Annotated in this window: 1 protein-coding gene; it reads right to left on the bottom strand. The window is 68.6% G+C overall.

The genetic code is table 11. From position 1 onward, the window contains the following. Window positions 1-37: 37 nt before the first annotated feature. Window positions 38-16600 (bottom strand): amino acid adenylation domain-containing protein, encoded by a 16563-nt coding sequence (locus ACFWPK_RS07150; protein ID WP_378913674.1) that lies wholly within the window; start codon window positions 16598-16600, stop codon window positions 38-40. Window positions 16601-16650: the final 50 nt, after the last annotated feature.

The raw sequence follows: 16650 nt of genomic DNA, 5'->3' as shown, positions 1-16650 counted from the left end.
CACCTTGACCCAAGGTCAACCGCAAGAGTGATCTGGGTCACTCACCCCGTAGGGTGTCGGCGATGACGGCGAGGGCGCGGTCCTCGGTCATTCGCCAGTGGGTCGCGTCCACGGGATGGTTGTCGACAGCGCCGGTCACCGCCTCGTCCCAGGACGACGCACCGGTGGTCCCGGTCGGATCATCTTGGGCCGCGGTGAAATAGGTGATGGTGCCGTCGAAACGGCGGGGGCGATAGGCGGCGTCGAGGGCGACCGAGGTGATCGCCGCGTCGACGATTCGGTCGATGCGGGCGGGGTCGAGTGTCGCTTGCGGGGCGGAGAGTTCGAACAGGGTTCGGGCGAGTTGGTGCACGTCGACCGGTTCGGCGAGGTTCACCTCGTCGACGCCGGCGAACCCGCCGAGCAGGTCGGCAGCGGTCACGGTGGTCGCGACGGCCGTCGATGCCGACGACAGGGTGCTGTCCAGCATGGCCAGCACCGCGACTTCCTCGCCGTCTTCCTGTAGCTGAACCGCCATGGCGTGGGCGATGACGCCGCCGAGGGACCAGCCGAGCAGGTGGTACGGGCCTTCGGCTTGCACGGCGCGGATTTCCTTGAGGTAGAGCAGAGCCCATTCCTCGATCGAATCCGGAAGTGGCTCAGTTGAACTCAACGCGGGTGATTGGAGTCCGTAGAGCGGGCGGTCGAGGTGGGCGGCGAGGCCGCTGAAGGACCAGGCGATGCCGCTGATGGGGTGAATACAGAACAGGGGCTCGCTGGTGCCCTCGGTGCGCAAGGGCAGCAGGACGTCGAAGGCGGCGTCGGAGCCCGCACTGTCGGTGCCTTCGACGCGCAACGCCGCGACGATGCCCGCTGGGGTGGGCGTGGTGAAGATCCAGGTGACCGGAATGGTGGCGGCCGTCGCGGCGCCGAGCTGGGTGGACAGGCGGGTGGCGCTCAGGGAGGTGCCGCCGAGTTCGAAGAAGTGGTCGTCCAATCCGACGCGGTCCAGGCGCAGGATGTCGGCGAAGATGTCGCAGACCGTCTGTTCGATGGCCGTGTCCGGAGCGCGGTAGGTGCGGGTCGCGAGTTCGGGGGCGGGCAGCGCGGCCCGGTCGAGTTTGCCGGAACTGGTCAGCGGGAGTTCGTCGAGGACCATGATCGTGGTGGGGACCATATAGGCGGGCAGGGCTTGGGCGGCCACGTAGCCGACGTTGTCCACGCTGACCTCGTGACCGTGCTCGGCGACCACGTAGGCCACCAATACTGTTGCCCCCGCCTGGTTCTCGCGGCCGACAGTGACGGCGAAGCTGACGTCGGGATGTACGGCAAGGACGGCATCGATTTCCTCGAGTTCGATGCGGAAACCGCGGATCTTCAGCTGGAAGTCGGTGCGGCCGCGGTATTCGACTTCACCGTTGCCGTTCCATACGGCGAGGTCACCGGTGCGGTACATACGGGTGCCAGGATGGAACGGGCTGGCGACGAAGCGTTCGGCGGTGAGTTCGGGGCGGGCGAGGTAGCCGGTAGCGAGTTGGACGCCTGCCAGGTACAGCTCGCCGGGAACCCCTGCGGGGACCGGTCGCAGTCGGGCGTCCAACACGTAGACCTGACTGTTCCAGACCGGTGTGCCGATCGGGACAGTGGTCGTGTCTGTGGGGCTCACCCGGTGGTTGGTGATCGAGACCGCGGCCTCGGTGGGGCCGTAGACGTTGAACAAGGCGATGTTCGGGGCTGCGGCTTCGAAACGGCGGGTCAAGGCGACCGGGAGGGCTTCGCCGAGTGCCATGACACGACGCAACGACGGTGGCAGTCCCTCGATCAGCAGGGCGTCGAGCATCGAGGGCACCACGTGCAGGGTGGTCACTTCTTCGCGGCGCATCAGCTCGGTGAGGTAGGCCGGGTCGCGGTGGCCGTCGGGTGCGGCGATGACCAGTCGACCGCCGCAGACCGCCGGAGACCAGAATTCCCAGACCGACACGTCGAACGTCGCGGGGGTCTTCAGGATTACGGAATCGGCGGCGGTGAGCCCGAATTCGTTTGCCCTCCAGCGCAACTGGTTGACGATCGCGGAGTGCGAGACTGCCACACCCTTCGGCCGGCCCGTCGAACCCGATGTGAAGATCACGTAGGCGGTATTCGCCGGACGCAAGGGTGCACGGCGGTCTCGGTCGGCGACCGGGGCAGGGCTGTATGTCGACAGGTCCATCTGCTCGACAGCAAGAACTGGGGTCGCCGTCACGGTGTCGGAGCCAGCGCTGTTGCGTGCGGCGGAGCTTGTTGCCATCGCAGGGTTACTGCCGAGATCACTGGATGCTGCGGTGGTGCGGTCGTCTCCGCTACTGCAGTTGACGGGCGAATCCGTAGCGCCGAGCCAGGTGTCGGCGCTGGTGAGGATCAACAGTGGCGCCGCTGTGTCCAAGATGTACTGGGTGCGTGCCTGTGGTTGGTCGGGATCGATCGGGACGTAAGCGCCGCCTGCCGTGCTGACCGCGTACATCGCGACGACCAGGTCGATCGATCGCCGCATCGCGAGTGCCACCCGGGTTTCCGGGCACACGCCTGCCGCGATGAGGTAGCGCGCCAGGCGGTTCACTCGGGCATCGAGGTCGGCGTAGGTCACACGAACGTCGTCAGCGACGAGGGCTATGGCATCCGGGGCACGGGACACGGTGGCATCGAGCATCGAGACGAGGGTGGTGTTCGGATCCGCTTGTCGCGCGGTGTGATTCCAGGTGTCGAGGATCTGGGCTCGTTCGGCGGGGGCGAGCAGGTCGATGGTGTGCAGCGGTGCGCCGGGGTCGGTGACCACCGCGGTGATGAGGCGGGTGAGCCGGGCGAGGAAGCCCTCTACTGTGGCCGCGTCGAACAGGTCGGTGGCGTAGGTGCAGTAGCCGGAGATGCCGGCGGGTGAACCCTCGGCGGTGTAGCGGTCGGCCAGGATCAGGTGCAGGTCGAATTGGGACAGCTCACGGTCGAGCTCGACCGACGACACGCTCATGTCGGGCAGGTCCATCCGCACCTCGGCCAGGTTCTGGAACGACAGACCGACCTGGAACAGGGGGTGGCGGGCGGTGGAGCGGGCCGGGTTGAGCACTTCCACGAGCCGTTCGAACGGGATGTCGGCGTTGGCGAAGGCGGCCAGGTCGGTTTCGCGTTGGCGGGTCAGCTGTTGCGCGAAGCTCGCACCGGCGTCGACCCGGGTGCGGAAGACCAGGGTGTTGACGAACATGCCGATCAGGTCGTCGAGGACCGCGTCGCCGCGGCCCGCGACGGGGGTGCCGATGGCGATGTCGGTGGTGCCCGACAGCTCGGCGAGCACCACCGCGAGGGCGGTGTGCACGGCCATGAACAGGGTCGCGCCGTGGGTGCGGGACAGTTCGGCGAGAGCGGCGTGCGTGGCGGTGTCGAGAGTGAACGGCACTCGGCCGCCCGCATAGGACTGGATCGCGGGTCGTGGCCGGTCGCGGGGTAGTTCGAGCTGGTCGGGCAGGTCTGCCAGGGCTTGCTGCCAATAGGTGAGCTGGGCAGCCGACATCGAGGTGGGATCGGCTTCGTCGCCGAGCAGGGTTTGCTGCCAGATCGCGTAGTCGGCGTACTGCACGGGCAGCGGTGCCCAGGTGGGGGCATTTCCGCGCGCGCGTGCGGTGTAGGCGAGGACGAGGTCGCGGGTGAGGGGGCCACCGGAGAAGCCGTCGCCCGCGATGTGGTGGACCGCCATTGCCAGGACGTAGTCGTCGGGGCCGAGTTCGAACAGGGTGGCGCGCAGCGGGACCTCGGCGGTGACGTCGAAGACTGTCGAAACCAGTTCTGCCACTGTGGTTGTCACGTCTTCGCCGCCGGTGTCATCGGATGCCGCGCTGTCGCCCCGGGCGATCGTGGTGACCTGGAGGCGTGGCACGTCCGGGTGGTCGATCGGCAAGACGATCTGGGCCGGGGCGTGGTCGACGGTCGGATAGATCGTGCGCAGGATCTCGTGGCGTGCGACGAGATCGGTGAATGCCTGCCGCATCGCGGTGGTGTCGAGCGCGCCGGTCAGGCGGAGCACGACCGGGATGTTGTAAGCGGCGGTCCCGGTGTCGAAGCGGTTGAGGAACCACATTCGCTGCTGGGCGGGTGAGAGGGGGATGTGGGCCGGTCGCGGCCGCGCCTGCAAGGCGGGGCGGTGGGCCGCGCGGGTCAATCCGGCGATCTCGTGCGCGCATTCGGCGACGGTGGGTGCGGCGAACAGCACACGCACCGGCACCCGGATGTCGACGGCCGCGCCCAGGCGTGCGGTCAGGCGGGTGGCGAGCAGCGAGTTGCCGCCCAGGTCGAAGAAGTTGTCGTCGGCGCCGACGCGTTCGGCACCGAGCACCTCGGCGAACACCTCGGCGACCGTCCGTTCCAGCCCGGTCGCGGGCTCGCGGTAGGTGCGCGTCGCGAATTCCGGTGCGGGCAGGGCGTTTCGATCGATCTTTCCGGCGGCCGACAACGGGATACGGTCCAGAACGACCACGGCTGCCGGGACCATGTGCGCGGGCAGCATCGATGACGACCACCGCACGACGGCGCCGGGATCGATATCGCGGCCCGTCACATACGAGACCAGCGCGGTGTCACCCGCGGGATTCTCGGCGCCGACGGTGAGGGCGAAACTCACCTGCGGGTGCCGCAGCAGGACGGCATCGATCTCGCCGGGTTCGATACGGAAACCGCGGATCTTGATCTGGAAGTCGGTGCGGCCCAGGTACTCCAGCTCATAGGTATCGCCGTGCACCCAGCGGACGAGGTCGCCGGTGCGGTACATGCGTTCGCCGGGTCCGGCCCACGGGCAGGCGACGAAACGGTCGGCAGTGGCGGCGCTGCGGCCGCGGTACCCGCGTGCGAGTGCGGGACCCGCCAGGTACAGCTCACCGGTGGCACCCACCGGTACCGGGTGCAGGCGGGCGTCGAGGACGACCGCTCGCATGCCCGGTACGGGGCGGCCGACGGTGACGCGGTCTCCGGCACGCAACGCCGAGTAGGTCGCGCCGATGGTCGCCTCGGTGGGGCCGTAGCCGTTGAGGAAGCTGCGGCCGGGTTGCCAGGCGGCCAGGAGTTCGGCAGTGGTGGCTTCGCCGCCTGCCGACACACACTGGAGTTCGGGTAGGGCGGTCGGATCCAGGGTGCTCAGCAGGGCGGGGGTGATGATCGTGTGCGTCACCTGTTCGGTGCGCAGCAGGTCGTCGAGGTCGGTGCCGCCCAGGGTGTCCGGTGGTGCGATGACCAGGGTGGCGCCGCGGTGGAAGGCGGTGCCGAGTTCCTCGATCGACTGGTCGAAGCTGGGTGAGCAGACGTGCAGCATGCGGTGGTCGTGGCGCAGACGCATCAGGGCTGCCGAGTGGGCGACGAGGGCACCCAGCCCCGCATGGGTGACCGAGACGCCCTTGGGTGTGCCGGTGGAGCCGGAGGTGTAGATCACGTAGGCGATGTTGTCGCGGCGCAAGGGCGCTCGGCGGTCGCGATCACGCACCGGGGTCGACGAACAGGCGGCGATGCGGCCCCGCACGGTCGGCTCGTCGAGGATCAACCAGCGCAGGGATTCGGGAAGTCCGTTCGCCCTGGCCGCGACGGTGAGGCCGATTGTCGCGCCCGAGTCGTCGAGCATGTGACGCACACGGTCTTCGGGGTAGTTCGGATCGACCGGGAGGTACACGCCACCGGCTTTGGCGACGGCCCAGAAGACCAGGATCGACTCGTAGGAGCGCGGGATGGCGGAGGCAACAACTGTTTCCGGGCCGATCCCCTCGGCGATGAGGACTCGGGCCAGGCGTGAGGAGTCGGCGTCGAGGGTGCCGTAGGTGTAGCTGTTCGAGTTGTCGCGCACGGCGATTCGACGCTGGCCGTAACCGGTGCCACGCACAAGCAGCTCGGGCAGGGTGCACGTAGCCGAGGAGATTGTGCCGTCGCCGATGTGGGTGAGGAAGGTGTACTCGGCGTGATCGGAGAGAGGGAGGTCGCCCGCCGGGGTGCGCGGTTGGGCGGCGATGGCGGTGAGCAGCCGGACCAGGCGCCGGACGAAGGTACCGGCCTCGTGGTCATCGAAAAGGGTTCGGGCGAAAGACATCTCGATCGTCATGCTCGACTCGGACTCGACCACCGTCACGGCGAGCTCACCGGCTGTCTCGGCGTTGCCGTCGGGCAGTTGACTGTCCGCACCCGCCGATGAGCCGGCGCCGGAGCGGATCGTCAGCGACACCTGTCCCAGCGAACGGGGCTCGACGCCGAGCAGGTCGGCGAAGTCCGCGAGCGGGATGCCGGCATGTGCCAGCGCTCGGGACTCGGCCTCGTGTGCCTGGGTGAGCAGATCGAGGAACGGCGCTGTGGGATCGATGGCGGTGCGTAGCAACAGATCAGGAGCGCCGGTTCTGATCACGATGTCGTCGGAAGCGGTGAGTCGTGCGAGCAGCACGGCCAAGGCCGTGCGGATCAGTGACTGCCGGCTCACGTTCGCGGTGTCGGCGAGTTGGCGCAGATCGCGGTGCACCGTCGCAGGGATCGCCACCTGGGTGCGATCCTGCGGATGAGTCCGGGCGTTCTCGCGGCGATCGGCCGGGCGGCCCTGTGTGAGTGAGTTCGCGGGCCAACGGTCGCGTTGGGTGGGCCGGGCGAGTGGGTGGTCTGTGGGCAGGGTCAACCGGGTGGGCAGGTCGGCCAGGGTTCGGCGCCAGAACCGGGAACGCGTGATCGGGTCGGTGGGGTCGGCGCCGAGTTGTTCGGCGATGGTGGTCGCGGGGGTGTTCGGCGTCGCGATGAGGTGGTCGATGGCGGTGCGGAGCCGGTCGGTGATCGCCTGCGCGACGGCATCGGAGACGAGGTCGCGGCGGTACTTGATCTGTACCTGGGTGCGGGCGCCGAGGAAGACCAGGACCGTGATCGGGTAGTGGGTGTGGTCGGCGCCCTGCAGGTCGTCGATGCTCAGGTTGTCGAGCGCTCCGCCTGCCTGTTGGAGGCCTTCGACGTCGACGGGGTAGGACTCGAAAGCGAGCATGGTGTCGAAGAGTTCGCCGAGTCCCGCGACGCGCTGGATCGCGCCGAGGCCGAGGTGGTGGTGGTCGAGCAGGGTGGCCTGTTCGGCCTGGACGGCGCGGATCAGGTCACCGACGTTGCCGGCGGGATCGATGCGCACGCGCACCGGGACCGCGTCGACGAACAGGCCGATCATGTCGCCGACGCCGTCGAGCTGCGGCGGGCGGCCGGAGACGGTGGCGCCGAACACGACATCGTCGCGCGCGGTGCTCGCGGCGACCACCAGGCCCCAAGCCGTTTGGAACAGAGTGTTCGCGGTGACCTCGGCGGCCGCGGCGAAGCCGGTCAGTTCCGAGGTGCGCGCGGCGTCGAGTTCGAACTCGCACAGGCCGTAGCCGTTGCCGGTCGCGGGCGGCCAGGTCAGCTCGGGGGCGATCATGGTGGTGCGCACCCCGTCGAGGACCTCCGACCACGCGCGCTCGGCGGCGGGGCGGTCCTGGCGGGTGAGCCATTCGAGGTAGTCGTGGTAGGGGCGCACCGGCGGTAGCGGGGTCGCGTCGCCGTGGGTGGCGTAGAGGACGAGCAGTTCCTTCATCAGCAGCGGCATGGACCAGCCGTCGAGGAGGATGTGATGGCCGGTCAGGACGAGGTGGCTGCGCCCGGAACCGGTGGTGTACACCGTGAATCGCAGCAGCGGCGCGATCGCGGGGTCGAAGCCGGCTCGCTGATCGGCGGCGAGCAGGGCGGGCAGCTCGGCATCGGTGGCTTCGACGATCCGGAACGGCGCTTCGACGGCATCGGCGACGAGCTGGACCGGGGTGCCATCGGGTGCGGTGACGAAGGCCGAGCGCAGGTTGGCGTGCCGGTTCAGCACGGTCGCGGCCGCGTGGCGTAGCCGGTCGGTGTCGAGCTCGCCGGTCAGTTCGGCCATGAGCTGGATGACGTAGGCGTGGACCGACTCGTCCAGCATGTCGCCCAGGGCGAGCAGCGAATGCTGCAACGGCGACAGCGGCAGCACATCCGACAGGCCCGGATGGGTTCGGCGCCAGGTGTCGAGGTCGGTTTGCGAAACCTGTACCAGCGCAACGTCGGAGGGGGTGAGCCCGCCGGCGGACGGGTGGAGGGTGTGGTCGGCGAGGGCGGTGAGCCAGCTCGTCCAGTCCTCGGCCAGTTCCTCGACCTCGGACTCGGTGAGGATGCCGGTGGCGTAGCGGAAATTCGCCCGCAGTCGCAGACCGGTGTCGGTGGTGACGGCGATCGCGTTGATGTCGAGGGCGGTGTGCGCGGGCAGGGCGGGGTCGTAGTCGACCTCGATATCGCCGAGATCGGCGGTGGGCAGCCATGCGGCGTCGTCGGTGGGCTGGGCTGCGGTGGTCGCGCGGCCCAGGTAGTTGAAACCGATCTGGCCGATGTTGCCGGACACCAGGTTTCGGGTTTGCGGGTCGACGCGCAGCAGGCCGAAGCCGAAGCCGTTGTCGGGCACAGCCAGGAGCTGCTCTTTGACGGTGCGGACCGTTGCGGCGAGGGCTTCGTCGTCGAAGTTCGCGGGCGTGACGGCGCTGAGATCGAGGGCGACGGGGTAGACGGTGGTGAACCAGCCGACGGTGCGGGTCAGGTCCGCACCGGGGACGGCGTCCTCCTTACGGCCGTGGCCTTCGAGTCGCAGTCGCAGCGTGGGAGAGTCGATACCGCGACGCGCACGCCAGACGCGCACGGCCAAGGCCAGCGCGGCGAGCAGTGGGTGGTCGGCGCCTGCCCGGTACTGCGCGGGCAGGGTTGTGAGCAGGGGTTCGGTGATCTCGGCCGGAATCTGCACCGTGATCGACCGCATCGTCGCCTCGGTGTCGAAGCGATTGTCGACCGCGCGGGCGCCGAGCAACGGGTCGGGGGTGGACAGGACCTGTTGCCAGTGGTCGAGTTCGGCGGTGCGGTCGGCGGTGGCGAGGCCGTGCGCCCAACGGCGGAACGAGGTGCCGACCGGCGGCAAGGTGATCTGTTGACCTGCCGCGTGCTGGGCCCACGCCACAACGAGGTCGGGTAGCAGGATTCGCCAGGAGACGCCGTCGATGACGTAGTGGTGGGCTGCGACCGCGAGGACATCGCGTGCGCCGTTCCTGCGGATCCAGGTGAAGGCGATCATCCGGGCTTCGGCAGGATCCAGCGCGGAGAGCGCCGAATCCATTGCGGCGCTGCCGATTCGCGTCAGCGTATCTGCGATCGCCGTGTCGCTGGAAGCGAGTGATGTTTCGGCTTCGAACGACGAGTCCGTTGCCGCGCTTGCCATTCGGGCACCAGCGTCGATCTCGGTGATCAGCGAGTCCACATCGATCGCGTGGGGCGGCAGGACCTCCAATCGCCAATCGTCGCCGTCGCGTCGCAGGCGCGAGCGCAGCATGTCGTGGTGGCGCAGGACCGCGGCGATGGTTGTCTTCAGGCCCGCACGGTCGATGTTCTCGGGTAGTGCCAGGACCATGGTCTGGGCGAAGCGGTCACTCGAACCGGTGGTCAGGAAGTCGGCCAGGACCGGCGTCAACGCGACCTCGCCGATGCCGCCGCCGGGCAGTTCTGCCAGCACGGGCGCGTTCGGGCTGTCGAGGGCGGCGATATCGGACAGCTTTGCCACGGTGCGGTGTTCGAACACGTCACGGGTGCTGAAGACGATGCCTGCCGTGCGGGCCAGCGAGACCAGCTGGATCGACAGGATGCTGTCGCCGCCGATCGCGAAGAACGAATCGTGCACACCGACCTGGGGCACGCCGAGGACGCGGGCGAACAGCTCGGCCAGGAGGGTTTGCATCGTGCCTGTCGGCGCGGCGGCGGGCTCCGTCGCGATGGCCGGTTCTGGCAGGGCATTGCGGTCGAGTTTGCCGTTGGACGTCAGGGGCAGCTCGTCGAGAACCACGATCGCGGACGGCACCGCATGCGCGGCCAGACGGTCTGTCGCGTACTCGGTGAGCGCCTGGGGGTCGGCCGAATGATCCTGCGCCGCGAGCACGTAGGACACCAGCGTTGTCGATCCCGCCGGGGTCTGCCTGCCCACGGTCACCGCGAACTCGACATCGGGGTGGCTGACGAGCACGGCATCGATCTCACCCGGTTCGATCCGGAAACCGCGCACCTTCAACTGGGTGTCCGCGCGGCCGAGATAGTCGATGTCGCCGGTGATGCGAAGGCGCACCAGGTCGCCCGTGCGGTACATGCGGGTGCCGGGCGCACCCCACGGGTCCGGGACGAATCGGGCCGAGGTCGTCGTCGGCTGATTGCGGTAGCCGCGTGCCAACGCGCGACCGGTCAGATACAGCTCACCGGTGACGCCCGGCGGGACCGGGTTCAGGCGGGCGTCCAGGATCATCGCGTGCGTGCCATGCACCGGGCTGCCGATCGAGATGGGTTGTCCGGCAGTGAGTTCGGCGTAGGACGAGATGATCGTGGTCTCGGTGGGACCGTACCCGTTGAGGTAGCGGCGACCGGGCTGCCATTTCGCGAGCAGTTCCGGGGTGGTCACGTCACCGCCGACAGACAACGATTCCAGCGAGTCCAGCCCGGCCGGGTCGACGGTGCAGAGGACGGCGGGGGTGATGATGGCGTGGGTGACGGACTCGGCGGCCAGCAGCTCCGCGAGTTCGACACCACCCGCGATATCGGACGGTACGACGACCAGCGTCGCTCCCGTGGCGAAGGCGCACAGCCATTCGAGGACGGAAGGATCGAACCAGGGGGCGCAGATGTGCAGGAAGCGGTGGTCGGACTCGAGGTGGTAGCGGTGGACGGCTTCGTCGACCAAGGGGGCCAGGCCGGCGTGGGTCACCGTGACGCCCTTGGGCAGACCCGAGGAACCCGAGGTGTAGATGATGTAGGCAGGGTGGTCGACACGCAGGGGTGCTAGGCGGTCCGCGTCGGTGATCGGTGTCGTCTCGTGCGCAGTGACGGCTCGGTCGAGGTCGTCGAGGGTCAGCCAGGTCAGGTCGTCGGGCAGGTCATCGAAGTGCGCGGCGGCGGTGATGCCGAGCTTCGCACCCGAGTCGGTGACCAGGTGCTGGAGACGCTGGGCGGGATTGCGCGGGTCCATCGGCACGTACACGCCACCTGCCGCGGCGATGGCCAGTGCGGCGGCGACCATGTCGAAGGACCGGGGAAGGGCAACGGCGACAGCGACTTCGGGCCCGACACCACGGGCGATGAGCTCGCGGGCCAGTCGGGCGGTCTGCTCGTTCAGCTCGCCGTATGTGATCGAGCGGTCCATGTACCGGACGGCGACCCGATCCGGACCGAGGGCTGATCCGCGCGAGACCAACTCCGGGAACAGTGCGGTGGCGCCTTCAGGATCGGCGTCCCACTCGCTCAGTGCCGCTCGCTCCTCGGCACTGAGCAGCGTGAGGTCCCCGACAGGGAAACAGGGGTGCTCGATCGCCGCTGCCAGCAGACGAACCAGTCGTTGCGCGAACACCGCGATTGTCGCCGGGTCGAAAAGAGCACTGGCGTAAACGAACTCGGCGGCGATGGCACCTTCGCCGTTGGCGGCGTGGTGCGCGGTACTCGGCGCGCGCAGGGACAGCACGAGATCCCGATCGACCGCATCCACGTCCGAGCGATCGTCCGACACCAGCATCGCCCGTACACGGGAATGCCCGTCCTGTGCGTCCGGCGACCCGCTTCGCGCGAATGCCCGCCGGGCAACCGTGGTCGCCGAGGCCAGCAGCTCGTCGACAGGAGTGGCGCCGCGCACCGGTAGTCGTAACACCAGCCGGGCATCCGGGGACTGCGGGCAGGGGGTGTCGATCGCGATGTCTTCGGTGCCGGACAGTCGGGCGAGGAGCACCGCGAAGGTCGTGTGCACGAGGCTGAACACGGTTGTTTCGTGGGACAGGGCGAAGTCGTGCATTCGTTGATGGAGATCCGCGGGGATCTCGAAGGAGGTGCGCGCGTCGGTTGCTACGGGAGTTGCGGGGCGGGCGCGATCGGTGGGGAGGTTCAGGTCCTCGGGGAGATCGGCGAGGACGGAACGCCAGTAGGTCGACTCCGTGATCGGGTCGTCGGATCGATCGAGTTCGTCCAGGAGCTGTGCGGCGGTGTGGTCCGGCGTCCGGACGAAGGCGTCGAGGGTGGCGCGCAGGCGGTGTGCGAGGGCTTGCGCGATGCCGCTGTCGATCAGGTCCAGGCGGTACTGCATACCGACGCGGATCCCGTCGCCCACCTCGACACCGACGGCCACCGGATAGTGCGTGGCGTTGGCTGCTCGGACATCGACGATTTCGAGGCTGTCGATAGAGCCGTGTGCGCGCCGCATTCCCTCGGTGTCGACGGGGTAGGACTCGTAGGCCATCAGCGTGTCGAACAGCTCGCCCGCGCCTGCGGCCCGCTGGATCTCGGCGAGGCCGAGGTGATGACCGTCCAGCAAGGCGATTTGTTCGGACTGTAGCTGCGACAACATGTTTCGCAGTGGTTCGGACTTGTCGAAGTGGACTCGGACGGGGATGGTGTTGGCGAAGAGTCCGACCATGCCGTCGACGCCGTCCAGCTGCGGTGGGCGGCCCGAGACCACCGCGCCGAACACGACATCGCCGCGGCCGAACGCACCGGCCAGCACCACACCCCACGCCGCCTGGAACAGGGTGTTGACGGTGACGTCGTTGGCCGCGGCGCAGACCGCCAATTCCTCGGCCTCGGCCGGTGACAGCTCGACGGTGCACATGCCGTGCCCGTCGGTCGTCTCGTTCGGCGCCGTGACCGCGGCGGTGAGCAGGCTCGGTTCGTGTCCGGACAGTGCCTCGCGCCAATTCCGCAAGGCGGCGGAGCGGTCCTGGTCTGCGAGCCAGGCGAGGTAGTCACGGTAGGGGCGCACGCGTGGGAGCACTGCGGGGGCGCCGTCGGTGGCGTAGCAGAGGAGCAGTTCGCGCATCAGCAGCGGCATCGACCAGCCGTCGACGAGCAGGTGGTGCGCGGTCAACACCAGGTGCATGCCGTCGGCGCGGCGGTACAGGGTGAAACGCAGCAGCGGCGCTACGGACAGTTCGAAACCGATCCGCGCTTCGGCGGCCAGGAACTCGTCGGCGTCGGCTCCGTCGGTGTCGACGATCCGCCACGGCACCGTGACACCCTCGGCCACGAAACCGACCGGAGTCCCCGCTGCCGACGAGCCGAAGGCCGTGCGGAGGATCGCGTGGCGGTCGAGGACCGCTTGGGCTGCTCGGCGTAGGCGGTCGGTGTCGACCTCGCCGGTCAGCTCCACCGCGAGCTGGACCATATAGGGGTCGGCCGGAGACACCTGCGCGAGGAACATCAGACCGAGCTGCAAAGGTGCCAACGGCAGCACATCGGTCAGGCGCGGGCGTTCGCGATGCCAGGTATCGAGTTCTGTCTGGGTAACCTGGACCAGCGGCACGTCGGCGGGGGTGAGGCCGCCCGCTGCAGGATCACGAAGGTGGTCGGCGAGGATCGACAAGGCCGCCGTCCAGCAGTCGGCCAGTTCGCGCACCGACTCCTCGTCGATGATCCCGGAGGCATAGGAGAACGACGCGCGCAGTCGCAGGCCGGTGCCGGTGGCGAGGGCGTTGATGTCGATGACGGCGGCAGCGGGCAGGGCGGGGTCCTGTTCCGCGACGGGCTCGCCCCAGTCGGCGGTGGGTAGCCAGCTGTGGTCGGCATCGGCCATATCGCCCGCGGAAACGCGTCCCAGGTAGTTGAAGCCGACCTGGCCGAGGGAGCCATCGAGCAGCGCGGCGGATTCGGGGTCCAGATGGCGCAACATGCCGAAACCGATGCCCTTGTGCGGCACCGCGCGGAGCTGTTCCTTGATCACCTTCACCACGGCGGCCGTGGCATCGCCACCGTGCCAGGCGGCTTCGTGGTCGACCCCGCTCAGATCCAGCGCGACCGGATACATGCTGGTGAACCAGCCGACCGTGCGGGTCAGATCGGCACCGTCGACCGTCGATTGTTCGCGGCCGTGACCTTCCAGACGGACTCGTGTCGCGGGTGCGTCGACATCACGTCGGGCCCGCCACGTGCGCACGGCCATCGCCAAGGCGGCGAGCAGGCCGTCCTCAGCGCCCGCGCGGTACATCGTCGGCAGGTCGGTCAGGACCGCCTGGGTGACGTCGTCGGGCACCTCGACGCTGATGGATCGCACCGTGGACGCGGTATCGATGGGGCCGAGCGGACGATCGCCCAGCAGCGGGTCGGGCACCGACAAGGTCTGCTGCCAGTGGTCCAGTTCCTCGCGCCTGCTCGTCACCGCGTCGGTCAGGCCGTGCGCCCATCGCCGGAACGACGTGCCGACCGGCGGCAAGACGACCCGTTGACCGAACTGGGCCCACGCGGCGACCAAGTCCGACAACAGGATTCGCCACGACACGCCGTCGATCGCCGCGTGGTTCGCCGCGACGATCAGCCCGTCCGGGCCGTCCTCGCGGGCGAGCCAGGCGAAGCCGATCATCCGGTACGCCTGCGGATCGAGCGACGCGAGCACGGTATCCATCGCGCTGTCGGCGATGTCGTCGAGCCGGTCGGTGCCTGCCGGGACATCGACGCGGATGAGCAGGTCGTTCACATCCACCGCACCCGGCGGCAGTGCGTGCAGCTCCCACGTGCCCTCGACCTGTCGCAGACCGGCACGCAGCATGTCGTGGTGGTCGAGCACCACGGTGAGGGTGTCCACCAGGGCTTTTCGATCGATACCTGCAGGCAGGGCCAGGACCATCTGCTGGGTGAAGCGGCTGAACACACGCCCACCGGCCAGTGAAGCGGCCAGCACCGGCGTCAACGGCATCTCACCGACACCACCGCCGGGCAGTTCGGTCAAGGTGGGCGCGGACTCGGCACCCAGCACCGCCACCCGCGCCAACCCGGCGACGGTCCGGTGCTCGAACACCGCCTGCGGGGTGAAGGAAATGCCGGCAGCGCGTGCTCGCGACACGAGCTGGATGGACAGGATACTGTCGCCGCCTGCGGCGAAGAACGAATCCTCGGCACCGATCTGCTCCAGACCGAGGATCTGAGCGAACAGTTCGGCGATAGCGGTTTCGACCGGACCCTCGGGCGCTCGGGAACCGACCGCTCCGAAAACCGGGGCGGGCAGAGCATTTCGGTCGAGTTTGCCGTTGGGGGTCAACGGGATCTCGTCGAGGGTCATCAGGACCGTCGGCACCATGTGGCCGGGCAGTGACGTGCCGACGAAGCGGGCAACTTCGTCGGTATCGATCGACATGCCGTGCCGTGGGAGCACATACGACACCAGCACGGTCGCGCCCGAGTCGGCTTTCGTGCCGAGGGTGACCGCGTACTCGATGTCGGGGTGGGCGGTCAGGGCGGCGTCGATCTCGCCGAGTTCGACGCGGAAACCGCGGATCTTCACCTGGAAATCGGAGCGGCCCAGGTACTCGAAATCGCCGTCCACGGTGCGCCGGACCAGGTCGCCGGTCCGGTACATGCGGGAACTGCTGAAGGGTGAGGCGACGAATCGTTCGGCGGTGAGAGCGGGCCTGCCCTGGTAGCACTGGGCCAGCGCGGGACCGGACAGATACAGCTCACCGGCCACGCCCGCGGGGACCGGGCGCAGGCGCGAATCCAGCACTGTCGCACCGACTCCGGCGAAGGCCGAACCGATCGTGATGAGCCGGCCCGGCAGTAGTTCTGTCGTGCCGGTGGCGAGGATGGTGGCCTCGGTCGGGCCGTAGCCGTTGAAGAAGGCACGGTTCACGGCCCAGCGGTCGACGAGGGTCGGGCCGAACGCGTCACCCGCTACGACTACCACCCGCAGCGATTCGAGGTCGTGCGCGTCGACAGATTCCAGCGCCGCCGGGGTGATCAGCATGTGGGTCACCCGTTCGCGGCGGAGCAACTCGGCGAGTTCGGGGCCGCCGAAGACCGTCGACGGTGAAACAATCAGCGTGGCACCGGAATTGAACGTCAGCAGCAGCTCGAGTACCGAGACGTCGAAGTTCGGGGAGCACACGTGCAGGACGCGGTCGCCGCCGTCGACCGAATAGCGTTCCCTGGCGGCCGCGACCAGGGCGCCCAGACCGGTGTGGGTGACGACGACACCTTTGGGTCGGCCCGTCGAACCCGAGGTATAGATGACATAGGCCGGGTGCTGATCGGTCAGCGGGCGGACCCGGTCGAGGTAGGAGATCGGGTGGGCGGGGTGCGCCGCGATGCGGTCGCGGTGGGCCGTGGCATCGATATCGAGCCACTCGACGGATTCGCCGAGTGCGTCCCGATGGGCCGTGCAGGTGAGTCCGAGAATCGTGCCGGAGTCTTCGAGGAGGTAGGCGATCCGCTCCGCGGGCAGCGCCGGATCGACGGGGACGTACGCGGCACCGGTCTTGGCCACGGCCCACACCGCCGCCACCGATTCGATCGAACGGGTGAATCCGAGCGCGACGACATCGCCGGGGCCGATCCCGCGTTCGAGCAGGTCTCTGGCCAGCCGCGACGAGTACTCGTCGAGCTGGGTGTAGGTGAGTTCGCGGCGTTCACCGTCGACGGGCGAGTAGGACACGGCGACGGCATCGCCCGCGGTGTCGACCGCGGCGGTCAGCAGCTGGGTGAAGAGAGGAGTACTCGACTTCCGGTTGCCTCGACCGCGCGGCGCACGACGAGCTTCACGTGGAGAGGTGCGCACTTCACGCATTCGAGTACAACATCCTTCATCTGTCCGGCCCACAGCTCTGCGATGACCCA

This window comes from Nocardia sp. NPDC058519 (assembly GCF_042719755.1).
Lineage (GTDB): Bacteria > Actinomycetota > Actinomycetes > Mycobacteriales > Mycobacteriaceae > Nocardia.
The sequence above is the reverse complement of the archived record's forward strand: the minus strand, read 5'-3'. Positions and strand labels throughout refer to the sequence as shown.

Excerpts from the sequence above, each read along its gene's own strand:
- ACFWPK_RS07150 (WP_378913674.1), bottom strand. The coding sequence starts at position 16,600 with ATGCGTGAAGTGCGCACCTCTCCACGTGAAGCTCGTCGTGCGCCGCGC.